Source organism: Ralstonia sp. 22086, from assembly GCF_052045975.1.
Lineage (GTDB): Bacteria > Pseudomonadota > Gammaproteobacteria > Burkholderiales > Burkholderiaceae > Ralstonia > Ralstonia wenshanensis.
This window is the reverse complement of the sequence record NZ_JBQEPZ010000001.1, coordinates 652,132-673,862: the sequence shown is the minus strand read 5'-3', so window position 1 is coordinate 673,862 and position 21,731 is coordinate 652,132. Positions and strand designations below refer to the sequence as shown.

The window sequence follows — 21,731 nt, the reverse complement described above, 5'->3', positions numbered from 1 at the left end:
AGCGTCATGACTGCGCGGAACCAGCGCCCACGCGAAAGGCGCCAAGCTCCTGCGCGTCGAGCAGGGCGAGCAGGCCGGTTTCCCAGGCCAGGTATTGCCTTGCCGCAGCCTTGTTGCCGTCATGCCGATCATGCACGAAGAAGAGATAGTCGATGCAATCGGCGTCGGGCGGGACGTTCTCGGAAGCTTCGGTGGCGTAGCCGGCAGCGGTCCACGCGGCGACGCCTCCGGCAAGCTGTTTCAGGTGTGATGCGGCCTGCGGTGCGCCCATGCCCCAATCTGCCGCCGCGAGTGCTGCGATGCGCGGATCGTCGGCAACCAGCACGGTATCGCAATCAGCCACCAGGGTCGGCAAGCGCGGACGTATGGCCCATGTGGCGCCAGGCACGTGGGCGTGGCGGAAGCTCATGCTGGGGCGCAGGTCGATCACTTGTGCGGTGCCGGCCGCGAGCGCGGTGGAGAGCGCTTGCGGGCTGATCTCGGGTAACGGTTGCGGCAACGCGGTTGTGGGCACCGGCAGGCTCGCATTGCTGTTCAACCCGTCGCGCAGCACATAGGCATCGTGGCCGAGTTGCCGCAGCCAGCTGGCAACGATTGGCGCCCGCACACCGTCGGCGTCGAAGAGCACCAGGCGGGCATGACGCACGCCGACGTACTGATCGGTTGCCTGGATCAACTGCCCCCCCGGCGCATGCTGCGCTCCCGGCAGGCTGCCGCTGGCGAATTCCTCGGGGGTGCGGACATCGCACAGGAAGAGGCTGTGTTCGCCTTGTGCAACCCAGCGTGCGAGCGTTGCCGCATCCACCTCGGGCACGGCAAAGCGTGTGGCGAGTTGCTGGCTGGCCTCGCGCATGTCTTTCACGGTAGCGGGCGCAACGACATCGGGATAACGGCGCGTGCTGCCGTGCTCCAGCGGAAGGTCTTCGAGGTACCAGCCTTGCGTTCCGTTTTCAAGCGCCATCACCGGGTTCGGGATGCCCAGGTTGATCAGCGTCTGCGCACCGATGATGCTGCGTGTGCGGCCCGCGCAGTTGACGACGATCGGCGTGGTCGCATCGGGTACAAGCTCGCGGATGCGCAGCCCCAGTTCGCCGTTCGGGCAGCAGATCGATGATGGGATCGTCATCTTCAGATATTCACTGACGGGGCGACCGTCGACGATGACGACGTTGTCGCCGCGTTCGCGCATGGCCGCAAGTTCACGCGCCGTGACGCGTGGCGTGTGGTACGCCATCTCGACGAGTTCACCGAAAGTTTTGGATGGCACGTTGACGCCGGCAAACAGCGTGAAGCCTGCGTGCGTCCAGCCTTGTGCGCCGCCTTGCAGCACGTGCACGTTGGTGTAGCCGATGGCGCTCAGGCGTTTGGCCGCGCGGTCGGCAACGCCATCGTTGTCGTCATAGACGACCATCCGCACCGCGCGGCGTGGCGCGAGGCGCGAGACATCGATCTCAAGACGGCTGTACGGCAGCGGGATGGCGTAGAAGAGGTGGGCTTCGCCGTACTGGCCGTGCTCGCGCACGTCGAACAGTGCGATTTCGGCGCCGTCGTGCAGCCACGCTTTCAGGGTCTGGGCGGTAACGAACGATGTCATATCGATGCGAAACGAATCAAAAGGGTGAGCGCGCCCCTCCGCGCACGCGGCGCGGATTGCAGGCAACGCGATTCGGGTTGCAGCTGGCCGGTTAGCGGCGCGTCTTCACGCCGATGCCCATGGTCTGGTAGCGGCCGGTCGCCAGGTCGAACGTGATGCGCTCGGTCAGCGTTTCGAGCGCGCGTCCGTACATGTGCAGATGGCGGATGGGTGCCTCGCCCTTGATCTCGACGGCGTGGATGTCTTCGGCGGCCAGCGCGATGCCGGTACCGGGTTCGACGACGACCGTGTCGGTCATTTCCAGCGTCCCGACGCCGGGCGAGGCGCGGTCGTCGGTGCGGCGGTAGACGTAGTTGTATTCCGTGCCGTCCACGGCGGCGATGCAGGCCCACGTGGTGTGGTTGTGCGGCATGATCTTCTTGCCCGGGCGCATGACGTTCAGGTACAGCGCGTAGGTCTGGTCAGCATCTTCGTGGATCAGGTAGCGGGCTTGCAGCTCACCGTCGCCGGGGGGAGGGAAGTCGGTTTCTTGCCAAAACTCCGTGCGCGCGGCGAGGCCTTTGACCTGTTCGAGCACGTCCGCTAGTGCGGGGCGCGTTTCACCTTCGGTCGCGAGTGCGGCTTTCATGGCGGCAATCGCATCGTTTACCGCCGCTTGGCGTTGCTGAGGAAGAGATGTAGACATGGATGGATTCTCCTGAGGTATTGGGGCGCCTTGTTGTATTGCGTGGCGTTGTTGTCGTTGTCGTTGTCGTTGTCGGTGTCAGGCGACGAGTTCGGCAATGCGCGGGGCAGGGCGCAAGACGTCTTGCAGAAAGCGCTGCGCACGTGCGTGCTTCGGTCGGCTGAAGAACTGGTCAGGCTGCGAGTCCTCCAGCAACTCGCCCTGGTCCATGAACCAGACACGGCTGGACACATCGCGCGCGAAGCCCATCTCGTGGGTGACGATCATCATCGTGAGGCCGTCGTCTGCCAGCTCGCGCATCACGTGCAGCACCTCTTGCACCATCTCGGGGTCGAGCGCGCTGGTTGGCTCGTCGAACAGCATCAGCGGCGGCTTCATCGCCAGCGCCCGCGCAATGGCCACGCGCTGCTGCTGGCCGCCCGAGAGGTTCGCGGGCATCGCGTCGATCTTGTGGGCAAGGCCGACCTTGGCAAGCAGCGCTTCGGCCTGCGCCGTCGCTTCGTCGCGCGACAGACCGAGCACCTTGGTCGGCCCGAGAATCAGGTTCTGCCGCACCGACAGGTTCTGGAACAGGTTGAAGTTCTGGAACACGAAGCCGATGCGCGCACGTAATTGGTTGACGCGCACATCGCGTGCCTGGACATCGCGCCCTTCAAAGCGGATGCATCCGCCGTGGATGCCCTCCAGCCGCGTGACCGTGCGGATCAGCGTGGATTTGCCTGAGCCCGAGGGCCCGCACACCACGACGACTTCACCGCGTTCGATGGTGGCGTTAATGCCTTTGAGCGCGTGGTAGTCGTCGTAGTACTTGTCGACGTTTTCAAATGCCAGCATGGGACGTTGTCTCCGGCAAGGGTTTGTTCCTAGGCAAGCCCAGCGCGATGGCGGGCAATGCGGCGCTCCAGCTGCCCGGCAAAGCGTGAGATCGCGAAGCAGAGAGCGAAGTAGAAGGCTGCCAGCACGAGAAAGGTCTCCAGTGGCTTGGTCAGCGTGATGGTGTTGACCTGCGCGGCCGAGTACGTCAGCTCCGGCACGCCAATCACATAGGCCAGCGACGTTGCCTTGATAATCGACACGAACTGGTTGACGATCGACGGCAGCATGTTGGTCAGCGCTTGCGGCAGTTGCACGTAGCGCATGCTCTGCAGCCATGACAGGCCATTCGAGCGCGCGGCTTCCATCTGCCCGCGCGGCAGGCCTTCGAGCCCGGCGCGCACGATCTGCGAGAGGAATGCGCTTTCGTAGACGATGATTGCGCAGACCGCCGTGGTGAACGCCGACACCTCCTTGCCCACCAGCAGCGGCACCGCAAAGTACGCCCAGAAGATGATCATCAGCAGCGGAATGCCGCGCACCAGACGCGACCACACACCGGCAACACGACGCAGCCAGCGCCAAGGGCTCACGTGTGCCAGGCCGATCAGCACAGCAATCGGGAACGACATCACCAAGCCCAGCACCGATAGCACCAGCGTCACCGCCACGCCGCCGAGCGGTCCGTTGGGCCACGAACCGACCAGGAACAACGCCAGATAGTCATGCAGGATTTCAAGCATGGCGTCAGACTCCCAGTGGCGCCGTACGACGCTTAGCAACGTGATCCGACAGTGCCATCAACGCGAGCGTGCCGAGCAGGTACAGCAGCGTGGCGACGAGGAAAACGTCAAACGTGCGGAAGGTCAGGTTGTCGATCTGCCGCGTGCGGTAAAGCAATTCGTGCACGCCGATGGCCATTGCGAGCGAGCTGTTCTTGAACAACAGCAGCGCCTGGTTAAGCAGCGCGGGCAGCGCCACGCGAATCCCTTGCGGCAGGATCACGTAACGCAGCGCCTGCAGATGCGTCAGCCCGATCGACCACGCCGCCTCCTGCTGCGTATGCGGGATCGCACGCAGGCCCGAGCGCAGGTCTTCCGAGATGAACGCGCCGGAGTTCAGCGCCAGGGCAATCGCCGCGAAGAAGAACTCGGTGTTGCCGGCGTTGATCCAGGTTTTGAGCGACTCCGGCAGCAACTGCGGCACGCCGAAATACCACACCAGGATCTGCACCAGCATCGGCACGTTGCGGTGGTATTCGACAACCACGATGACGAACGCCTTGAACACGCGCACCGGCAGCGCCCGCAGCGTTGCCAGCGACACCCCGACGGCGATGGCCAGCAGGCCAGAGACGACAAACAGACGCAGCGTGGTCAGGATGCCGTCTCGGAAGAGGCGCAGGTAGCCGTCTTCGAGCAGGAACGAGAGATCGAACATGTCGGCCGCCCCGGGCTTACTGGGGCTTGATCGGTTCGACCTTGTAGTCGCGCGCGAACTTGTAGACCGACTTGGCACCGAGCCACTTGTCGAAGCTCGTCTGCAGTCCGCTGGACTGGTCGTAATCCGCCAGCACCTTGTTGACTGCCGCCATGAGCGCGGGCTCGTTCTTGTTCATCACCACGCCCCAGCGCTCTTCATAAACCGGCGCGCTCAGCAGGCGATATTGCTGGCCGCCTTTCTGCGCCGCCTCGTTGGCAAAGCGGGCCAGCACCAGTTGCCCCGCCACCAGCCCATCGACCTTGCCTTGCTGCAACGCCAGATACGCCGACGAAATATCATGAAAGGTCAGCAGACGCGAATCCGGCAGGCGCGTGACCGACACCGCCGCCGAGCTGGAACCTTCCGAGGCGGCGATCTTCTTGTTGGCGAGCTGATCGAGCGTCTGGATGGGCGAGTCCGCGCGCACCAGCACGCGGATCGGCGCAACAAAATATTGGTTGCTGAAATCGACCTGCGCCGCGCGCGCCGGCATCCACGCCACGGCGGCGGCCAGCACATCCACGCGATGCGTCTTCAGTTCTGGAATGCGGGCATCGGTCGACAGCGCGCGGTGCTCCAGCTTGACGCCCAGGCCCTTGGCCAACGCGCTGCACACATCCACGTCAAAGCCGACGATCTGCCGTGTCGCGGCGTCGGGAAAGGCGTAAGGCTCGCTGGCGTTCTGGGTGCCGCAGACGAGCGTGCCGCGCGACTTGATGTCCGTCAGCGCGTCGGCGTGCGCCGCACCTGCCACGCCCAGCGTGCCCAAGGCGAGGGTCGCCGCGGCTTGTGCCCATTTCCATACCCACATGGTGTTCCTCCTTTGTATGAAACCGATTCACTGTCGGACCGCGCTTCCCCGCGGCTCGGGTGTCTGCCTGAACGTATTGTTCGTTCAGTGTTATTTGTATTTCCGGCAGGTTATCGGCCAGAATTGCGCAGAACAATTTAATTTTTGGCCGGAACTAATTAGGATTTCTGAAGTATCGGGATTGAGATGCGAAATCTGGACATCGATTTGCTGCGCACGTTCGTGGCGATTGCACAGCACGAAACGTTTGCCGCGGCAGCGGCACGGGTGGGGCGCACGCAGTCTGCGGTCACGCAGCAAATGCAGCGACTGGAGGAGGAAATGGGCTGCGCGCTGTTCGAAAAGCGCGGCCGCCACAAGATGATGACGCCCGATGGCGTGCGGCTTGTCGCCTATGCGCACAAGATCCTGGCGCTGAATGACCAGGCCGTGCAGGTGATCCAGACGGGCGGCCCGATCGAGAAAATCCGCATCGGCTCACCGCATGACGTTGCCGATTCGATCCTGCCGAATCTGCTGCGGCGGCTGTCCAAGCTGTCGCCGGAATTGCAGATGGAAATCAACGTTGGTCGCAGCCCGTTCCTGATGGACGCGTTGCGCGACAAGACGCTCGATCTGGCGATTTCTACGCGCTATGACGATGCGTTTCCCGGCATCAAGCTGCGCACGTCGCCGATGGTATGGATCTGCGCGGAAGATTTCATCTTCAACCCCGCCGCGCCGGTGCCACTGGTCATGGCCGACGAACTGAGCCTGTTCCGTCAGTTGTCGATTGAATGCCTGGATGCGCACCACATTCCGTGGCGCACGAGTTATCTGTCGCCCACGCTGACGGGCATCAAGGCTGCGATCAGCGCGGGGCTGGGCGTGACGGCGCGCACGACGGAATTGCTCGACGCAAACATGCGCGTGCTTACCGAAGCAGATGGCTTGCCGCGACTGCCGGAGGTAGCCTTCTACCTGTATGTGCAGCCGACGTGCACGAGCGCCGTGCTGCGCGATCTGTTCGACTCCACCGACCGCGTCGCCACGCGCTTCGGGCCGCCGTTCATGTGAGGGGCATCGCCTCGGCCGTTCCCGCAGCACGCGGGCTGCGCCACTCGGGTGGTTTCCACAGGTAGCGAATATCCCGATCGCGGAACACGTCGGCCCACATGTCGCGCCATTCGTGGAAGGTGAGGGTGATCGGGTTGTGCGTGTGGATCTGCCGCGTGATGCCAAAGACGGGCGCGTCTTTCTCGGGCACGAAGCTGCCGAACATGCGATCCCAGATGGTCAGCACACCGGCGTAGTTTCGGTCGATGTACTGGGGGTTCTTGGCGTGGTGCACGCGGTGCACCGACGGCGTATTCACGTATTGCCCGAGCCACCGCCAGAAGCCGGCGTAGCGTGAATCCAGCGCACCCAGCCGCGTATGGACGAAGAACTGGAATGCCAGGTTCAGACCCACGGCCAGGATCACCCAGTCCGGCGTAAAGCCGATCCACGCAAGCGGAATCCAGAACAGCCACATGCCAGAAATCGGATAGGTCAGGCTCTGGCGGAACGCCGTCGAAAAATTCATGCCTTCCGACGAATGGTGCGTCACATGCGAGGCCCACATCCAGCGCACGCGGTGGCTGGCGCGATGGAAGAAGTAGTACAGAAAATCCTGCAACAGCAGGAGCAGCACGAACGACCACCATGTCTCCGGCACCGCGCGCAGACCGTGGCTGTACGTCCACGCGTACACGGTCTTGATCATCAGCCACAGGAAGAACGCGTCCGACGCCTGGTGCATGAGCGCGAGGCACGCGTTTGAAACGGTGTCCTTGAGGCTGTAGACGGACGGATCGCGCTTGCGCCAGTACCACGCCTCCGCGCCGATGGTCAGCAGGAAGACCGGCGCAAAGGCCAGCAGAATCAGGCCTGGGTCGAAACCGGACGCGCCCGGGGTGGCGTTGGCAGGGTTCATTGGATTGTTGTGATGTGTGTCGTCTCCAACTGGCAGGTATACGCCCAACACCCGCGCTGCGAAAGGGGGCAGGCTAGAGCCATTCCTCGCTTCAATACGCTGTCGTGTACAGTGCGAGCCGTTATTCCCACAACAACATCCGAGACATGCAATCCACCGTTTCCATCGCGCCGCAGGCTGAAGTTCAACCCAACGTGATCGCTGAAGTCCGCGGCGGCATCGGCTGGCTGACGCTGAACCGGCCGCAGGCGCTCAACGCGCTGTCGCTGGAGATGATCCGCGCGATGTCGCATGCGCTGCTGGCCTGGCAGCACGATCCGGAAGTCCACGCCGTCATCCTGCGCGGCGAAGGCGGCAAGGCCCTGTGCGCAGGCGGCGACATCCGCTTCTTCCACCGCGCAGCCACGGCCAACGACCCGCAACTCATCACCTTTTTCACCGAGGAATACCGTCTCAATCACCTGATTTTCAGCTATGCCAAGCCCTACATCGCGCTGATGGACGGTGTGGTCATGGGCGGTGGCATGGGCATCTCGCAAGGCGCATCGCTGCGCGTGGTGACCGAGCGCACCAAGATGGCCATGCCCGAAACCAATATCGGCCTGTTCCCAGACGTGGGCGGTGGCTGGTTCTTGGCGCGCGTGCCCGGCAATGTGGGCGAATATCTGGGTGTGACGGGGCAGATGATCGAAGCGGCGGACGCGTTGTCGGTGGGCCTTGCCGATTGCCACGTCACCACCGAGGCGCTGTCGGCCATCGCCCAGCGCCTGCACGACGGCAACTGGAGCAGCGCCGAGCAGATCGCCGCGTGTTTTACCGAAGCCGCTTCGGCGCCCGATGATGCCAAGGCCATCATCGCACCGCACCGCGAGGCCATCGATGACTGCTTCAGCCAAGGCAGCGTGCAAGGCATCTTCGCCGATCTGGCCGGCAGCACGGACACCGAATGGGCCGCACAGACCGCCGCGCACATGGCCAAGCGCTCGCCGTTGATGATGGCGGTGACACTGGAGCTGATCCGCCGTGGCCGCCATACCACCTTGGCCGACGAGCTGCGCCGCGAACTCGACATGATGACGCACGTGTTTGCCGAAGGCGACGGTATCGAGGGCATTCGCGCGCTCGCGGTCGACAAGGACCATGCGCCCAAGTGGAAGCACACCAGCATCGACGCCGTGCGTGACGATGAAGTGACTGCGTTCTTTGTCTCGCCGTGGCGCCATGAGCAGCATCCGCTGCTGGGGCTGTCGGACTAGAACCGGTAAACTGCGCGCCTGGATTTTGAATCGTTGACTTGCTGTGACCGCTGAACGCCCCACGCCGAACCCCCGCCGCTTGTCGGTCGCGCCCATGATGGATTGGACGGACCGCCATTGCCGCTTTTTCCATCGCCAGATCTCGCGCCACACCTGGCTCTACACGGAAATGGTGACCACCGGCGCGCTGCTGCACGGCGACGTCCCGCGTCACCTCGATTTCGATGAGGTCGAGCATCCCGTGGCGCTCCAGCTGGGGGGCAGCGAACCTGATGATCTGGCACAGGCCGCGCGCCTCGGCCAGCAATGGGGCTACAAAGAGATCAACCTCAACTGCGGCTGCCCGTCTGAGCGCGTGCAACGTGGAGCATTCGGCGCATGTCTCATGGCCGAGCCCAAGCTGGTGGCGCAGGGCGTCAAGGCGATGCGCGATGCGGTGTCGATTCCGGTCACGGTCAAGCACCGCATCGGCATCGACGCCATCGAGACCTACGATTTCGTGCGCGATTTCGTCGGCACCATCGCCGAGGCGGGTTGCGAGACCTTCATCGTCCACGCGCGCAACGCCATCCTGAAAGGCCTGAGCCCCAAGGAAAACCGCGAGATTCCGCCGCTGCGGTATGAAGTCGTCTACCAGCTCAAGCGCGATTTTCCGCATCTGGAAATCCTCCTCAACGGCGGGGTGCAGACGCTGGAGCAGGTCGACGCGCATCTTGCGCATGTGGATGGCGTCATGACCGGCCGCGAGGCGTATCACCATCCGCACCTGATGGCTGCGTTCGATGCGCGGTACTACGGCGCAGCTACGGAGGCCCCCACGCGCGCAGCGGTGGAAGAGGCGATGATCGGCTACGTGGGCCGCTGGGTGGAGCGCGGCGGCTACGCGGGGGCGGCGGTGCGGCACATGCTCGGACTGTATCGCGGTGTGGCGGGTGCCCGCGGCTGGCGGCGCGTGCTGTCGGATTCCAAGGCGCTGGGTCGCGTCAAGACGCTGGCCGACGCCCACGCGCTCTTCGACGAGGCGCGGGCGCACCTGCGGCGCGGCGAAGAATCAGGCGAGGAGGCGGTCGCCGCATAAATTGCGCGACCCCCTAGGCACGCAGAAAGAATGTTTGTATAATTTCGTTTTTCGCCGAGCAGTTGTCAGTTTTGCTGTTCGCACGATGGTGGCTGTAGCTCAGTTGGTAGAGTCCCAGATTGTGATTCTGGTTGTCGTGGGTTCGAATCCCATCAGTCACCCCAAAGCTTCAATAAAAAAGCCCGCTTCTGCGGGCTTTTTTACGTCTGCGCGTCGGCTACCACCGTACCCTGGTGATACACCACCTTCCAGCCATCGGCCGTCCGCCGCCATAATGTCGCCCGGCGCGTCGTCCGGTTCGATTGCACCAAGGTGTACGTCAGCAAGTAGTTGTCGGGCGCGATCTCCTGGCAGCGGAAATCGCGCGTTTGCCAGAAATCCTCGCCGATATGGCCGTGCCGGGCATCGAGAACGCCGAGCACATAGCTGCGGCTATAACGTTGGCCTGACGCACCGGTTTCCCAGAAATCTTCCGTAGTCATGCGCTCGAAGTCTTCGCGGCGCGTGCCCAATTCGGGGCGATGGAAGATGGGTTCGCGCCGGCGCAGTTCTTCCAGCACGCTCAGCAGAGCTGGGGCGGTATCCAGAGACGGTTCCATGTGGCAAGCCTCCTTGGAAAACTCCAAGCATACTGCGCAGCGTGCGTAGCTCAGCGTTTTTCGCGCCGCACAATGCGGGGCCTGCGCTTCGCCCCTATGATGGCGCCTTCGCCTTTTCCGGAAACCACTTCGATGCAACGCACTGCCCGTATTGGCCTGTCTTCGCTGACGATCGCACTGTCGCTGGCTTGCGGCACCGGCGCCTTTGCCGCCACGCTTCAGAAACCCCAGCTCGATGCGTTGCTCGCCGCTGAACAATCCTCGGCGTCGGCTGACCTGAACAGCTTTCTCGCGGCAGTCGCCAAGGCAGATCCGCAAGTTGCAGGCAGTGTCGCCGCATATCAGAAGAAGGCCGTGCTCACTGGCGACGACCTCGTCAACATTGGGCGTCTGCTGGGTCTGTACAATCGCCTGCACAATCAGCAGGCCGTGATCGCCTCGATCGAGAGGATGGTCGCGCTGCCGACGGTGCGTGACGACAAAATTCCGCAATACGAGAACCCCGCCATCGTGGCGTTCGGCAAGCTGGTCGAGGGCATGGCGCGCGACTTCGGCCTGAAATACCGCAACGTCGACAATCGCGTCTTCGAAGTCACGCTGCCGGGCACAGGCTCTGACGAATTCGGCATCCTGACCCACGCCGACGTTGTGCCCGCCAAGGCGGAAGAATGGGTGCTCGGCGACGGCACCAAGCTCGATCCGTTCAAGGTCACGCGCGTCGGCAATCTGCTGTACGGCCGCGGCACGATTGACGACAAGGGGTCCATTGCTACCGCGATGTACGCCATGAAAACGGTCAAGGACAGCGGCGTGCCGCTCGCGCGCACGATCCGCCTGATGATCGAAACCACCGAAGAAACCGGTGGCGATGGCATGAAGTACTACCGTGAACACACGCAATTGCCGGCGTACAACATCGTGCTCGACAGCAAGTACCCGGCCGTCGTTGCGGAGAAAGGCACCGGCGCATTGAAGGTGTTTTTCCCTGCGCAGGCCGGTGATGCGACGCACACGGCCATCGTTTCGATGACGGGCGCGGCGTCGGCCAGCTCCATCCCACAAACGGCCACCGCTACCCTCAAGGGCGGGGATCTGGGCGTGGCGGCCGCCGCGCTCGAAGCCAAACGCGATGCGTTTGTGAGTAGCTTGGCCGCACAGGGCAAGTTTGCAATTGACATCACGCACACCGCGGACAGCATCGTCGTGAAGGTGACCGGCACCTCCGCACACGGTTCGCGCCCGGAAGAGGGCGTGAACCCGCTGCCGCGCTTGGCGCTCTTCCTGCGTGCAACTGATCTCGGCTTGGCAGACAACGCCTACGCCCACGCCGTGCGGTATCTGGCCGACGTTTACGGCACCGATTACCTCGGCAACACCATGGGCGTGGCCTACAAGGATGACTTCATGGGCCCGCTCACCATCTCGCCTACGGTGATCGGCGACAAGAACGGCCGCGTGGAGGTGACCGCCAACGTGCGCATGCCGCGCGGCAAAACGCCCGATGCGCTGCGTGGCGAGATCGCCGGCAAGATCAACGCATGGGCCACCGCCAACCATGTCGCCCTGGAGATCAATCATGACCAGGGCAACTGGATGGCGCGCGATCCGAAGGGCGCGTGGTTGTCGACGCTGCTCAAGATCTACGGCGACACGACGGGCCTCGATGCCAAGCCTGTCCCGACGGCCGGCAGCACGACCGCCAAGCTGATGCCGAATGCCATCAACTTCGGCCCGGCGATGCCCGGCAAGAAGTACACCGCGCACAACGCCAACGAGTACAAGGAAGTGCCGGACCTGGACCTCGATATGCAGATGTTCACCGAGATGCTGGTGCGCATTGGCAATCTGCCTTACATGCAGTAACCGCCGGGAACCGCCATGAACATCATCCGCGCCAAGTCGTTTACTGCTGAGCATGCCTGGGGCGCGCTCGACATTGCCAACATGAGCGGCATTACCACGCGCTTGCATTGGACCGACCAGCCTTATCGCTGGCATGTGAACGATGGCGAGGAGGTGTTCGTGGTGCTCGACGGCACGGTCGACATGCATTACCGCGAAGCCGGCGAAGAGAAGGTCGCAGTGCTGGAGCCCGGTGACATCTTCTTCGCCGGTGTCGGCTGCGAGCACGTGGCGCACCCGCGCGGCGAGGCAAGAATTCTCGTTGTCGAGAAAGCGGGGAGCGTGTAGCGGATCGCCAGCCGGTTGCGGCGAAAAAAAAGCCCGCAATGTGCGGGCTTCGAATTCAGCGATCTCATTGCCCCTGAGGGCATTGGCAATACTACTGTCACGTACGCCAAACAACATCGGGGTAAACGTCCGTTTTGCTGAGGGAACATCGTTGAATGTGCCGCTGCAGTAACTTGCGAACAAAAAAACAGCCCGCTCAAGCGGCGGGCCGAAAATCAGTTGAAGAAAGCCCTGTCCTCAGGGCAGGGCAAGTGTATGAAATCAGTTGCGGCGGCAGCATTGGGGTATGCCCTGATCGGCTGCGGTAGCGCCATGCAAAGCCCTTCATCGTCGTCTTCCCTTAGCAGCTTTCGGCGCCAGCAGCACGTGAACCCGCCGGAATCGCATCCAGCATGCGGCAGATGGCGGCCATGCTGCCGACCATCGTACGGCGCTGCTCCCCCTGATAAATGCGCACGCCCTGGGTTTGGCGGAAGGGCACCGGCTGTACCGGACGGCGGCGGGAAGACATCGATCCGAGTCGCATGGCAGACCTCGTGAGTTCGGGTGGAAAAGCGAGTGGCAAGACTCCGCCCTGGCGGGCCGATGGCTCACCTCCAGGTTGGATCAAACGGCGAAGGTTTGGCGCTGAGATGCGTCGGAGACTTACGGAGCAGCGGGCCGGATCAGACCGACGGCCAGGCCCTCCAGGTGGAACTCATCACGATCCAGATCAACGTGGATCGGTTCGAAATCCGGATTCTCTGCAATCAGTTCGACATGGCGGCCTTTGCGCTGGAAGCGCTTGACCGTGACGTCGTCGCCCAATCGAGCAACAACGATCTTGCCGTTGGTGGCTTCGGCAGCGCGCTGCACGGCCAGCAGATCACCGTCCAGAATGCCGGCGTCGCGCATGCTCATGCCACGCACCTTCAGCAGAAAATCGGGCTGCGCAGAAAACAGCGACGGATCGACCTGATACTGGCGATCAATGTGCTCTGCAGCCAGGATCGGACTGCCGGCAGCCACACGGCCCACCAACGGCAGCGTCAATTGCATCAACCCCATCGACGGCAGCGAGAACTGATGCTGCGCCGTGTCGCCGGCCGCCCGCAGCCGAATGCCGCGCGAGGCGCCAGGCGTCAGTTCGATCACGCCCTTGCGTGCCAGCGCGCGCAGGTGTTCCTCGGCCGCATTGGGCGATGAAAAACCGAACTCTGCGGCAATCTCGGCGCGTGTGGGCGGGAAGCCCGTGCGCTGGATCGCCTGACGGATCAAGTCGTAAATCTGCTGTTGGCGAGGGGTGAGGGCGGCCATTGGCGTACTGTATATTTGAACAGGTGCTGTGATTTTATACAGTGACGCGGGAAGCGCAAGTGATTTTGTTGTGTTGTGTTGCGTGAGCACCCGGCCCTTATGACCGGCGTCAAAACCTATGCGACTGGTTAGAAGCTTATGCGCAATCCATGCAGGCGCGGCCGCGGCGAATCGCATAAAATCAAGGCCTTGACCGATTTTTGCATCGCCACATAGCCCGATTGAGCCTCGTTGGGCTGGCCCGAACGTCACCATGTCCGCCTTCAATCAAGAGACCGTTCTGAGCGTCCATCACTGGAACGACTCGCTGTTCAGCTTCAAGACCACGCGCGATCAGGCGCTGCGCTTCCATAACGGCCACTTCGTCATGATTGGGCTGGAGGTCGAGGGCAAGCCGCTGATGCGCGCCTACAGCATCGCCAGCCCGAACTATGAAGAGCACCTCGAGTTCTTCAGCATCAAGGTGCAGAACGGCCCGCTGACGTCGCGTCTGCAGCATCTGAAGGTGGGCGACAAGCTGCTGGTGAGCAAGAAGCCGGTCGGCACGCTCGTGCTGGATGACCTGCTGCCCGGCAAGAACCTGTATCTGTTCGGTACTGGCACCGGCCTCGCGCCCTTCATGAGCATCATCCAAGACCCGGACACTTACGAGCGCTTCGAGAAGGTCGTGCTGCTGCACGGCGTGCGCCAAGTGAGCGAGCTGGCCTATGCCGACTTCATCACCCGCGAATTGCCGAATAACGAGTTCTTCGGCGATCAGGTGCGCGAGAAGCTGATCTACTACCCGACCGTCACGCGCGAGCCGTTCCGCAACATGGGCCGCCTGACCGACCTCGTCGATAACGGCAAGCTTTCTGCCGACATCGGCCTGCCCCCGATGGACCCGGCTGTCGATCGGGCGATGATTTGCGGCAGCCCGGCCATGCTGGAAGACACCTGCAAGCTGCTTGATGCCCGCGGTTTCAAGATTTCGCCGCGTATGGGCGAAGCCGGTGACTACGTGATCGAGCGCGCCTTCGTCGAGAAATAATCGACACGGCTCCTGCTGCAAACGCCGGCCTGTGTGCCGGCGTTTTGTTTTCTGGGCGCACAGGGCAATCCCGCGTCGGCAAAGGCGGGGCGGGCGGATACAATGCGCGCCTTGCCCACAACGCATGTCTGCAACGATGTCCTTGCCTACCATCGCCATCCTCGCCACCGGCGGCACAATCGCCGGCTCTGCTGACGACGCTGGCTCCGCCGCACGCTATCGCGCTGGCGCCGTCCCCATCGATCAACTGCTTGCGGCCAGCAAGCTCGGTTTGGAGCGCCTTGCCAATGTGCGCGCCGAACAGGTCGCCCAGATCGATAGCAAGGACCTGACGTTTGACGTGTGGGAAAAACTGGTGGCGCGGATCCGTCACTGGATCGATGTCGAGCGTGTGGACGGCGTGGTCATCACGCACGGCACCGACACGCTGGAAGAAACCGCGATGCTGCTGCACCTGACGCAGCAGACCGATACGCCGATCGTCCTGACGGCAGCGATGCGGCCGTCGACGTCGCTGTCGGCGGATGGGCCGTTGAATCTGCTGAATGCGGTGCGGCTGGCCGCCAGTCCATCGGCGCGCGGGCGCGGCGTGCTGGTCGCGCTCAACCAGCGCGTGCATGCCGCTCGCGATGTGCAGAAGGGACACACTTACGCGGTCGAGGCGTTTGTCTCGCCGGACACGGGCCCGCTGGGTTTTGTGCTCGACGCGCAAGTACAGTTTCAGCGTGCAGCTCAGCGTGTAGCCGCAACCGACGTGCTGCCGATGCCGCCCGCAGGCCAGTGGCCGTGGGTTGAGGTTGTGGCGAGCTATGCGCAGCCCGATGCGCGCTTGGTTGATGCCCTGGTCGCCGCTGGCGTGAAGGGGCTGGTCGTTGCCGCAACCGGCGCGGGCTCCATCCATGCGAATCTTGAGGCGGCGCTGAACCGAGCGAGTCAGCAGGGCGTTTTCGTGCTGCGTTCCACGCGTACCGGTGCCGGCGTGGTGCCCGCGCAGCCGGGCGGAGAGCGCTGGGCATCGAGCGGCTCGCTGAACCCCTATAAGGCGCGTGTGCTGCTGACGTTGCTTCTGGCCTCGGGCCGCGCCCAGGCAGAAGTTGCCTCCCTGCAGCAAGTCATTGATCGATATTGAAAAAATCACCAAGGCCTGCGTATAATGGCAGGCTAACCAACCTTGCTGCACCGGAGTGTGACGCCCGGGCGGCTTAATCCACAAGGAGCGTCAATGCGTCATTACGAAATCGTATTCATCGTCCATCCGGACCAGAGCGAGCAAGTGCCCGCGATGATCGAGCGCTACAAGAGCACGGTCACCACGCAAGGCGGCCAAGTGCACCGCGTCGAGGACTGGGGCCGTCGTCAACTGGCCTACATGATCCAGAAGCTCGCGAAGGCTCACTACGTGTGCCTGAACATCGAGTGCGGCAAGGAAACCCTGGCTGAGCTCGAGCACGCGTTCAAGTTCAACGACGCCGTGCTGCGTCACCTCATCGTTCAGACCAAGAAGGCTGAAACGGCGCCGTCGCCGATGATGAAGGAAGTCGCACGCGAAGAGGCCAAGAAGGCCGCCGCTCAGACCGAACAGGCCGCCTGATGCCGCGTGGTGCTGCGCAAGCCTGATCGCGCATCGCCAGCATGAACGAAACCTACGGGGACAACGCCATCAACCGCCTGCAGCTCGTTGCCACTCTGGTCGAGCGCGAGGTGATGCGATACACCCCGGCCGGCGTGCCGATCGTCAACTGTCTGCTGGCATACAGCGGGCAGGCGGTCGAAGCGCAGACAGTGCGGCAGATCGAGTTTTCGATGGAAGCACTGGCAGCCGGCAAGATGGCTTCCGTTCTGGATCGCATCGCTCCGGGCACCGTCCTGGATTGCGTAGGATTCCTGGCTCGCAAGCACCGCAGCAGTAAGGCACTGGTCTTTCACATCTCCGGATGTAACGTATTCGTAAAGGATTGAATCATGGCATTCATGAACAAGAAGCAGCGCGACGCGAAGAACAAGAAGCGCTTCCAGCAGCAAAACCCGTTGTTCAAGCGCAAGAAGTTCTGCCGCTTCACCGTGGCCGGCGTTGAGCAGATCGACTACAAGGATCTGGACACGCTCAAGGACTTCATCGGCGAGAACGGCAAGATCACCCCGGCCCGCCTGACCGGCACGCGCGCGATCTATCAGCGCCAGCTGGACACGGCCATCAAGCGCGCACGTTTCCTCGCGCTGATGCCGTACACCGATCAGCACAAGCACTAATCAGCGGGATAAGGAGAACTCACAATGCAAATTATTCTGCTCGAGAAGGTCGTCAACCTGGGTAACCTGGGCGACGTGGTGCGTGTGAAGGACGGTTACGCTCGTAACTTCCTGATCCCGAACAAGCAAGCCCGCCGCGCCACGGATTCCGCCATCAAGGAATTCGAAGCCCGCCGCGCTGAGCTGGAAAAGCTGGCAGCTGAAAAGCTGGCTGCTGCGCAAGCCGAAGGCGAGAAGCTGAATGGCCTGACGCTGCAACTGTCGCAAAAGGCTGGTGTGGACGGCCGCCTGTTTGGCTCCGTCACCAACCACGACATCGCTGATGCACTGGTTGCTCAAGGGTTCAAGGTCGAGAAGGCGCAAGTGCGTCTGCCGAACGGCCCGCTGAAGACCGTGGGCGACCACCCGGTCGTCGTGTCGCTTCACACCGATGTGGCAGTTGACGTGAACGTGTCGGTGCTGGGCGAATCGGCCTAAGCGCGCATGCAGTACCTCGCGGCGCACGGGTCACCGAGCGACGCGAGTCAAGAAGGCAGGGACGAAAGTCTCTGCCTTTTTTTGTTGTCCTTTGTGTCAGGGGTTCAGATTGAAGACCGAGCAGCGCCGCTATAATCCCGCCATGAACGCGCCCTCCGATCCCCAGCTCGATTCCCTCAAGGTACCCCCGCATTCCATCGAGGCCGAACAGTCGGTGCTCGGCGGGTTGCTACTGGATAACGCCGCTTGGGATCGCATTGCCGATTTCATCAACGAGCACGATTTCTATCGCTACGACCACCGGCTGATCTTCCACAACATCGGCAAGCTGATCTCGCAGGCCAAGCCTGCGGACGTGATCACGGTGTACGAGCAGTTGCAGGCCGCTGGCAAGGCGGAAGAGGTGGGTGGCCTGGCCTACCTGAACGCGCTGGCGCAGAACACGCCGAGCGCTGCCAACATCCGTCGCTATGCGGAAATCGTGCGCGACCGCGGCGTGCTGCGCCAACTCGTGACGATCGCCGACGAGATTTCCGCCGGAGCCTTCAACCCGCAGGGCCGCGATGTGCGCCAGCTGCTGGACGAGGCTGAATCCAAGGTGTTCGCGATTGCCGAAGAAGGCTCGCGCGGGCAGAAGGGCTTCCTGGAAATCCAGCCGCTGCTGACGCAGGTGGTCGAGCGCATCGACGAGCTGTACCACCGCGATAACCAGAGCGACATTACGGGCGTACCGACCGGCTTCGTTGATCTCGACCGCATGACGAGCGGTATGCAGGGCGGTGATCTGATCATCGTGGCCGGCCGCCCATCGATGGGTAAGACGGCATTCTCGCTGAACATCGGCGAACACGTAGCGGTGGAACAGGGCCTGCCGGTGGCCGTATTCTCGATGGAAATGGCGGGCACGCAGCTCGCCATGCGTATGCTGGGTTCGGTTGGGCGATTGGATCAGCACCGGCTGCGTACCGGCCGTCTGCTCGACGAGGACTGGCCGCGCCTGACGCACGCCATCCAGAAGATGAATGACGCGCAGCTCTTCATTGACGAAACGCCCGCGCTGAACCCGATGGAGCTGCGTGCGCGTTCGCGCCGGCTTGCACGGCAGTGCGGGCAGCTCGGTCTGATCGTCATCGATTACCTGCAGCTGATGTCGGGCTCGGGCGGCGGTGAGAACCGCGCGACCGAAATTTCGGAAATCTCGCGATCGCTGAAGGGCTTGGCGAAAGAACTCAACTGCCCGGTGATTGCGTTGTCGCAGTTGAACCGAAGCCTGGAACAGCGTCCGAACAAGCGTCCTGTGATGTCGGACTTGCGTGAATCCGGCGCTATCGAACAGGATGCCGACGTGATCCTGTTCATCTATCGCGATCAGGTCTACAACCCCGATTCTCCGGACAAGGGTACGGCCGAAATTATCATCGGTAAGCAGCGTAACGGCCCGATTGGTACGGTTCGTCTCACGTTCCTGGGCGAATACACGAAGTTCGACAACTTCACCGGAGGCAATGCCTTCTTCGACAACGACACGTAACGTGTAATTCGTGTCGGCCCGCCACAACGTGCCACGTATGTCGCGAGGCGGGTTCCGGTAAAATATTGCGTTTTAATGACAGCGCCGGCGGTGATCCCGTCCGGCGTTGTTTTTACGACTCCTGCTTTTTTCCGTTCCCAAGGATCATCATGTTCGGTCGCTTCATGCCCACCGAAGGCAAGTTTTTTGAGTACTTCAACCAGCACGCCGAGTGCGCCGTCAAGGCGGCCCATGCACTCAAGGAGTTGGTCAATGACTTGCCCAATGCCGAAATGCATGCACGCAACGTGCAGAACTTTGAAAAGAAGGCCGATCGCATCACGCATGACACGATCGAGCTGCTGCACAAGACCTTCATCACCCCGCTCGATCGCGACGAGATCCACAAGCTGATCACGACGATGGACGACATCCTCGACCTGATGGAAGACGTGTCGCTCACCATCTCGTTGTATGACGTGACCAACCTGACGGACGAATCGCGCCAGCTCGCGATGATCTGCGTGGCTTGCTGCGAGGAAGTCCGCAAGGCTGTAGCGCTGCTCAACGACATGAACAACGGCCGCCAGATCCTCACCATCGCCCAGGAAATCGACCGACTTGAGTCGGAAGCCGATCGCGTGATGCGCGCAGCCATGGCCAAGCTGTTCCGCACCGAGAACGATATCAAGCTGCTGATCAAGCTCAAGGCGATCTACGAGCAACTGGAGAGCGTCACCGACCGTTGCGAGGATGTTGCCAACATCATCGAAGGCATCGTGCTCGAAAACGCCTGACGAGACGACGCCTCATGCATACGCTTCAGATCAGTCTCTGGGTGGTCGTTCTGCTGGTGGCACTGGCCATCGTGTTCGACTTCATGAATGGCTTCCACGACGCGGCCAACTCCATTGCGACGGTGGTGTCGACGGGCGTGCTCAAGCCGCAGCAGGCAGTGGCGATGGCCGCAGCCTGCAACGTGATCGCCATTTTCATCTTCCACCTCAAGGTGGCCACCACGGTGGGGCGGGACACGATCGATCCGTCCATCGTCGATCACTATGTCATCTTTGGGGCGTTGGTCGGCGCCATCGCGTGGAACATCATCACGTGGTACTACGGCATTCCGTCGAGCTCTTCGCATGCGCTGATCGGTGGTTTGGTGGGGGCAGCTGTGGCCAAGTCTGGCACGGGCTCGCTGGTGGCGAGTGGCTTGCTCAAGACCGTGGCGTTCATTCTGATTTCGCCGTTGCTTGGCTTTATCCTCGGCTCGCTGCTGATGGTGGCGGTGTCCTGGCTGTTCTTCCGAACGCCGCCATCCAAGGTGGACCGATGGTTCCGGCGCCTGCAGCTGCTATCGGCCTCGCTGTACAGTCTGGGCCACGGCGGCAACGATGCGCAGAAGACCATCGGTATCATCTGGATGCTGCTGATCGCGGGCGGCTACGCGTCGGCCACGTCAACTGAACCGCCGATCTGGGTCATCGTCTGCTGCTATGTGGCGATCGGTCTGGGTACGCTGCTGGGCGGCTGGCGGATCGTGCGGACGATGGGTCAGAAGATCACCAAGCTCAAGCCGGTTGGCGGTTTCTGCGCTGAAACCGGTGGGGCCATGACGCTGTTCTTGGCGTCGGCGTTGGGTGTGCCGGTCTCGACCACGCATACCATCACGGGCGCCATCGTCGGAGTGGGATCTGCGCAGAAGGCGTCCGCAGTGCGCTGGGGTGTGGCCGGCAACATCGTTTGGGCGTGGGTTCTGACGATTCCCGCATCAGCGTTCATGGCAGCGATTGCTTGGTGGATTGGCCGACACGTGCTGTAAGTCGACCGCCGGTCGACTCCGAAAAAACGAAACGCCCACCAAATCGGTGGGCGTTTTGCATTGGGGTGAGCGATGTGTTACTGCGTGGCAAATCGGGCAATGGGGTCGTCATCCGCCGACGGGATTGCCGCCGCAGGTGCACGCGTCGACATCAGGCTGTCGGCTTGAGCGTCGCGTGAGCGGGCGAGGGTTCCCAGTGGATCATCGTCGATCGGATGGGCTGGGCTGGCGGGTGCCGGAGCCGTCGGTGCAATGGTCGGCGCTGGCATATCGGGCAGATTGCTCACGGCCACCACGCGGCGCGCGCCCATGTAGCGGCTTGCCCAGTAAGACTTGGTCATGTCTTCCAGACGCACGGTGCCACCCGTGGCGGGTGCATGGACAAACCGGTTCTGGCCCACATAGATGCCGACGTGCGAATTCGGCTGGCCGGTCGTGTTGAAGAAGACGAGGTCGCCCGATGCAACGTCGCGGCGGTCCAATGACGTGCCGCGGCGGCCCATTTCGGCAGCGGTGCGTGGCAGGTTCACAGACGCAGCGCGCTGCACGACGTAGCGCACAAGCCCGCTGCAATCGAAGCCACTATCGGGAGTATTGCCGCCGTAGCGGTATGGCGTGCCGACCAGCGCCATCGCCTCGATGGAGATTTCTTCCAGGCCAGCGCTTGGATCGTGGATTGGGGCACCGCGCGTGCGCAGACCCGCGTCGCGCGAGGCGGTGGAGCGGGTGGGTGTCGACGAGCAGGCAGACAGCAAGCACGCCAGCGCCAACAGGCCGGCGCCTGCCAGTCGCGTATTTCCGTGGAGAAAGCTGTGCTGCGCGAGCATGCGCCATCAGGAGAGTCCGGATAGCAAGCATGCTATGCGCGCCGCGTCAGAAAGCCA

The 21,731-nt window shown here is 62.5% G+C and carries 25 protein-coding genes and 1 tRNA gene; 15 read left to right on the top strand and 11 right to left on the bottom strand.

What is annotated here, in order from left to right; genetic code table 11:
• Positions 1-4 precede the first annotated feature (4 nt).
• From ACTJK6_RS03155 to ACTJK6_RS03130, 6 genes are all read right to left on the bottom strand, one after another.
• Complete coding sequence (locus ACTJK6_RS03155; protein ID WP_260802609.1) at positions 5-1,594, bottom strand: rhodanese-like domain-containing protein; 1,590 nt, start codon at positions 1,592-1,594, stop codon at positions 5-7.
• A 91-nt stretch (positions 1,595-1,685) separates the two neighbouring features.
• A complete protein-coding gene (locus tag ACTJK6_RS03150) occupies positions 1,686-2,279 on the bottom strand; it encodes a hypothetical protein (protein ID WP_440838331.1) in 594 nt (197 codons plus the stop codon).
• Positions 2,280-2,357: 78 nt separating this feature from the next.
• Entirely contained in the window at positions 2,358-3,113 is a 756-nt protein-coding gene (locus ACTJK6_RS03145; RefSeq protein WP_440838330.1) for an amino acid ABC transporter ATP-binding protein, read from the bottom strand.
• A gap of 29 nt (positions 3,114-3,142) precedes the next feature.
• Positions 3,143-3,835 carry an amino acid ABC transporter permease gene (locus tag ACTJK6_RS03140; protein WP_260802606.1) on the bottom strand — a complete coding sequence of 231 codons (693 nt, stop codon included), beginning with the start codon at positions 3,833-3,835 and terminating at the stop codon, positions 3,143-3,145.
• A 4-nt stretch (positions 3,836-3,839) separates the two neighbouring features.
• Complete coding sequence (locus ACTJK6_RS03135) at positions 3,840-4,532, bottom strand: amino acid ABC transporter permease (protein ID WP_440476675.1); 693 nt, start codon at positions 4,530-4,532, stop codon at positions 3,840-3,842.
• A gap of 16 nt (positions 4,533-4,548) precedes the next feature.
• A complete protein-coding gene (locus ACTJK6_RS03130) occupies positions 4,549-5,385 on the bottom strand; it encodes a transporter substrate-binding domain-containing protein (RefSeq protein WP_440838329.1) in 837 nt (278 codons plus the stop codon).
• Between the two features lie 186 nt (positions 5,386-5,571).
• Here ACTJK6_RS03130 and ACTJK6_RS03125 point away from each other — a divergent pair, with 186 nt between their 5' ends.
• Complete coding sequence (locus ACTJK6_RS03125; protein ID WP_012435357.1) at positions 5,572-6,441, top strand: LysR substrate-binding domain-containing protein; 870 nt, start codon at positions 5,572-5,574, stop codon at positions 6,439-6,441.
• On the opposite strand, the gene ACTJK6_RS03120 is transcribed toward ACTJK6_RS03125, so the two are convergent.
• Positions 6,434-7,339 carry a sterol desaturase family protein gene (locus ACTJK6_RS03120; RefSeq protein WP_433866897.1) on the bottom strand — a complete coding sequence of 302 codons (906 nt, stop codon included), beginning with the start codon at positions 7,337-7,339 and terminating at the stop codon, positions 6,434-6,436. The genes ACTJK6_RS03125 and ACTJK6_RS03120 overlap by 8 nt on opposite strands.
• Before the next feature lie 146 nt (positions 7,340-7,485).
• Here ACTJK6_RS03120 and ACTJK6_RS03115 point away from each other — a divergent pair, with 146 nt between their 5' ends.
• The 3 genes from ACTJK6_RS03115 to ACTJK6_RS03105 all read left to right on the top strand — a co-directional run bounded on the left by ACTJK6_RS03115 (position 7,486) and on the right by ACTJK6_RS03105 (position 9,837).
• Entirely contained in the window at positions 7,486-8,595 is a 1,110-nt protein-coding gene (locus tag ACTJK6_RS03115) for an enoyl-CoA hydratase/isomerase family protein (protein WP_440838328.1), read from the top strand.
• Between the two features lie 43 nt (positions 8,596-8,638).
• On the top strand, positions 8,639-9,673 hold the full coding sequence (gene dusA, locus ACTJK6_RS03110) for a tRNA dihydrouridine(20/20a) synthase DusA (protein WP_440838327.1): 1,035 nt from the start codon (positions 8,639-8,641) through the stop codon (positions 9,671-9,673).
• Between the two features lie 88 nt (positions 9,674-9,761).
• Positions 9,762-9,837 (top strand) — tRNA-His (locus tag ACTJK6_RS03105).
• 36 nt (positions 9,838-9,873) lie between these two features.
• Here the strand turns inward: ACTJK6_RS03105 and ACTJK6_RS03100 are convergent.
• Positions 9,874-10,272 carry a nuclear transport factor 2 family protein gene (locus tag ACTJK6_RS03100; RefSeq protein ID WP_232042627.1) on the bottom strand — a complete coding sequence of 133 codons (399 nt, stop codon included), beginning with the start codon at positions 10,270-10,272 and terminating at the stop codon, positions 9,874-9,876.
• 132 nt (positions 10,273-10,404) lie between these two features.
• On the opposite strand from ACTJK6_RS03100, the gene ACTJK6_RS03095 reads away from it, so the two are divergent.
• Together ACTJK6_RS03095 and ACTJK6_RS03090 are read left to right on the top strand one after the other, a co-directional pair.
• Positions 10,405-12,135 (top strand): dipeptidase, encoded by a 1,731-nt coding sequence (locus tag ACTJK6_RS03095; protein WP_440838326.1) that lies wholly within the window; start codon positions 10,405-10,407, stop codon positions 12,133-12,135.
• 15 nt (positions 12,136-12,150) lie between these two features.
• On the top strand, positions 12,151-12,462 hold the full coding sequence (locus ACTJK6_RS03090; protein WP_232042629.1) for a cupin: 312 nt from the start codon (positions 12,151-12,153) through the stop codon (positions 12,460-12,462).
• Positions 12,463-12,802: 340 nt separating this feature from the next.
• Here ACTJK6_RS03090 and ACTJK6_RS03085 read toward each other — a convergent pair whose 3' ends face one another.
• Both ACTJK6_RS03085 and lexA read right to left on the bottom strand, forming a co-directional pair.
• A complete protein-coding gene (locus ACTJK6_RS03085; protein ID WP_232042630.1) occupies positions 12,803-12,988 on the bottom strand; it encodes a hypothetical protein in 186 nt (61 codons plus the stop codon).
• Between the two features lie 119 nt (positions 12,989-13,107).
• Positions 13,108-13,758 carry a transcriptional repressor LexA gene (lexA, locus tag ACTJK6_RS03080; protein ID WP_232042631.1) on the bottom strand — a complete coding sequence of 217 codons (651 nt, stop codon included), beginning with the start codon at positions 13,756-13,758 and terminating at the stop codon, positions 13,108-13,110.
• Between the two features lie 253 nt (positions 13,759-14,011).
• Between lexA and ACTJK6_RS03075 the strand changes: the two genes are divergently transcribed.
• The 9 genes from ACTJK6_RS03075 to ACTJK6_RS03035 all read left to right on the top strand — a co-directional run bounded on the left by ACTJK6_RS03075 (position 14,012) and on the right by ACTJK6_RS03035 (position 20,847).
• Positions 14,012-14,788, top strand: a complete 777-nt coding sequence (locus tag ACTJK6_RS03075; RefSeq protein WP_045204191.1) for a ferredoxin--NADP reductase — start codon at positions 14,012-14,014, stop codon at positions 14,786-14,788.
• A gap of 136 nt (positions 14,789-14,924) precedes the next feature.
• A complete protein-coding gene (locus ACTJK6_RS03070; protein WP_260802599.1) occupies positions 14,925-15,917 on the top strand; it encodes an asparaginase in 993 nt (330 codons plus the stop codon).
• A gap of 93 nt (positions 15,918-16,010) precedes the next feature.
• Entirely contained in the window at positions 16,011-16,379 is a 369-nt protein-coding gene (rpsF, locus tag ACTJK6_RS03065; RefSeq protein WP_027677553.1) for a 30S ribosomal protein S6, read from the top strand.
• 41 nt (positions 16,380-16,420) lie between these two features.
• Entirely contained in the window at positions 16,421-16,747 is a 327-nt protein-coding gene (gene priB, locus ACTJK6_RS03060) for a primosomal replication protein N (RefSeq protein ID WP_260802598.1), read from the top strand.
• 12 nt (positions 16,748-16,759) lie between these two features.
• Entirely contained in the window at positions 16,760-17,038 is a 279-nt protein-coding gene (rpsR, locus tag ACTJK6_RS03055; RefSeq protein WP_037022304.1) for a 30S ribosomal protein S18, read from the top strand.
• 24 nt (positions 17,039-17,062) lie between these two features.
• Positions 17,063-17,515 carry a 50S ribosomal protein L9 gene (rplI, locus tag ACTJK6_RS03050; protein ID WP_232042635.1) on the top strand — a complete coding sequence of 151 codons (453 nt, stop codon included), beginning with the start codon at positions 17,063-17,065 and terminating at the stop codon, positions 17,513-17,515.
• A 142-nt stretch (positions 17,516-17,657) separates the two neighbouring features.
• Positions 17,658-19,046 carry a replicative DNA helicase gene (locus ACTJK6_RS03045; RefSeq protein WP_027677550.1) on the top strand — a complete coding sequence of 463 codons (1,389 nt, stop codon included), beginning with the start codon at positions 17,658-17,660 and terminating at the stop codon, positions 19,044-19,046.
• A gap of 149 nt (positions 19,047-19,195) precedes the next feature.
• Positions 19,196-19,822, top strand: coding sequence for a DUF47 domain-containing protein (locus ACTJK6_RS03040; RefSeq protein ID WP_232042636.1), 627 nt, complete (start codon positions 19,196-19,198; stop codon positions 19,820-19,822).
• Between the two features lie 14 nt (positions 19,823-19,836).
• Positions 19,837-20,847 (top strand): inorganic phosphate transporter, encoded by a 1,011-nt coding sequence (locus ACTJK6_RS03035; protein WP_232042637.1) that lies wholly within the window; start codon positions 19,837-19,839, stop codon positions 20,845-20,847.
• 77 nt (positions 20,848-20,924) lie between these two features.
• Here the strand turns inward: ACTJK6_RS03035 and ACTJK6_RS03030 are convergent, their stop codons facing one another.
• Complete coding sequence (locus tag ACTJK6_RS03030; protein ID WP_440838325.1) at positions 20,925-21,674, bottom strand: C40 family peptidase; 750 nt, start codon at positions 21,672-21,674, stop codon at positions 20,925-20,927.
• Positions 21,675-21,731 lie beyond the last annotated feature (57 nt).

What these genes read in the sequence shown, in the direction of transcription:
- ACTJK6_RS03155 (WP_260802609.1), bottom strand. Translation starts at nt 1,594, where the DNA reads ATGACATCGTTCGTTACCGCCCAGACCCTGAAAGCGTGGCTGCACGAC.
- ACTJK6_RS03150 (WP_440838331.1), bottom strand. Translation starts at nt 2,279, where the DNA reads ATGTCTACATCTCTTCCTCAGCAACGCCAAGCGGCGGTAAACGATGCG.
- ACTJK6_RS03145 (WP_440838330.1), bottom strand. Translation starts at nt 3,113, where the DNA reads ATGCTGGCATTTGAAAACGTCGACAAGTACTACGACGACTACCACGCG.
- ACTJK6_RS03140 (WP_260802606.1), bottom strand. Translation starts at nt 3,835, where the DNA reads ATGCTTGAAATCCTGCATGACTATCTGGCGTTGTTCCTGGTCGGTTCG.
- ACTJK6_RS03135 (WP_440476675.1), bottom strand. Translation starts at nt 4,532, where the DNA reads ATGTTCGATCTCTCGTTCCTGCTCGAAGACGGCTACCTGCGCCTCTTC.
- ACTJK6_RS03130 (WP_440838329.1), bottom strand. Translation starts at nt 5,385, where the DNA reads ATGTGGGTATGGAAATGGGCACAAGCCGCGGCGACCCTCGCCTTGGGC.
- ACTJK6_RS03125 (WP_012435357.1), top strand. Translation starts at nt 5,572, where the DNA reads ATGCGAAATCTGGACATCGATTTGCTGCGCACGTTCGTGGCGATTGCA.
- ACTJK6_RS03120 (WP_433866897.1), bottom strand. Translation starts at nt 7,339, where the DNA reads ATGAACCCTGCCAACGCCACCCCGGGCGCGTCCGGTTTCGACCCAGGC.
- ACTJK6_RS03115 (WP_440838328.1), top strand. Translation starts at nt 7,486, where the DNA reads ATGCAATCCACCGTTTCCATCGCGCCGCAGGCTGAAGTTCAACCCAAC.
- ACTJK6_RS03100 (WP_232042627.1), bottom strand. Translation starts at nt 10,272, where the DNA reads ATGGAACCGTCTCTGGATACCGCCCCAGCTCTGCTGAGCGTGCTGGAA.
- ACTJK6_RS03095 (WP_440838326.1), top strand. Translation starts at nt 10,405, where the DNA reads ATGCAACGCACTGCCCGTATTGGCCTGTCTTCGCTGACGATCGCACTG.
- ACTJK6_RS03090 (WP_232042629.1), top strand. Translation starts at nt 12,151, where the DNA reads ATGAACATCATCCGCGCCAAGTCGTTTACTGCTGAGCATGCCTGGGGC.
- ACTJK6_RS03085 (WP_232042630.1), bottom strand. Translation starts at nt 12,988, where the DNA reads ATGCGACTCGGATCGATGTCTTCCCGCCGCCGTCCGGTACAGCCGGTG.
- lexA (WP_232042631.1), bottom strand. Translation starts at nt 13,758, where the DNA reads ATGGCCGCCCTCACCCCTCGCCAACAGCAGATTTACGACTTGATCCGT.
- ACTJK6_RS03075 (WP_045204191.1), top strand. Translation starts at nt 14,012, where the DNA reads ATGTCCGCCTTCAATCAAGAGACCGTTCTGAGCGTCCATCACTGGAAC.
- ACTJK6_RS03070 (WP_260802599.1), top strand. Translation starts at nt 14,925, where the DNA reads ATGTCCTTGCCTACCATCGCCATCCTCGCCACCGGCGGCACAATCGCC.
- rpsF (WP_027677553.1), top strand. Translation starts at nt 16,011, where the DNA reads ATGCGTCATTACGAAATCGTATTCATCGTCCATCCGGACCAGAGCGAG.
- priB (WP_260802598.1), top strand. Translation starts at nt 16,421, where the DNA reads ATGAACGAAACCTACGGGGACAACGCCATCAACCGCCTGCAGCTCGTT.
- rpsR (WP_037022304.1), top strand. Translation starts at nt 16,760, where the DNA reads ATGAACAAGAAGCAGCGCGACGCGAAGAACAAGAAGCGCTTCCAGCAG.
- rplI (WP_232042635.1), top strand. Translation starts at nt 17,063, where the DNA reads ATGCAAATTATTCTGCTCGAGAAGGTCGTCAACCTGGGTAACCTGGGC.
- ACTJK6_RS03045 (WP_027677550.1), top strand. Translation starts at nt 17,658, where the DNA reads ATGAACGCGCCCTCCGATCCCCAGCTCGATTCCCTCAAGGTACCCCCG.
- ACTJK6_RS03040 (WP_232042636.1), top strand. Translation starts at nt 19,196, where the DNA reads ATGTTCGGTCGCTTCATGCCCACCGAAGGCAAGTTTTTTGAGTACTTC.
- ACTJK6_RS03035 (WP_232042637.1), top strand. Translation starts at nt 19,837, where the DNA reads ATGCATACGCTTCAGATCAGTCTCTGGGTGGTCGTTCTGCTGGTGGCA.
- ACTJK6_RS03030 (WP_440838325.1), bottom strand. Translation starts at nt 21,674, where the DNA reads ATGCTCGCGCAGCACAGCTTTCTCCACGGAAATACGCGACTGGCAGGC.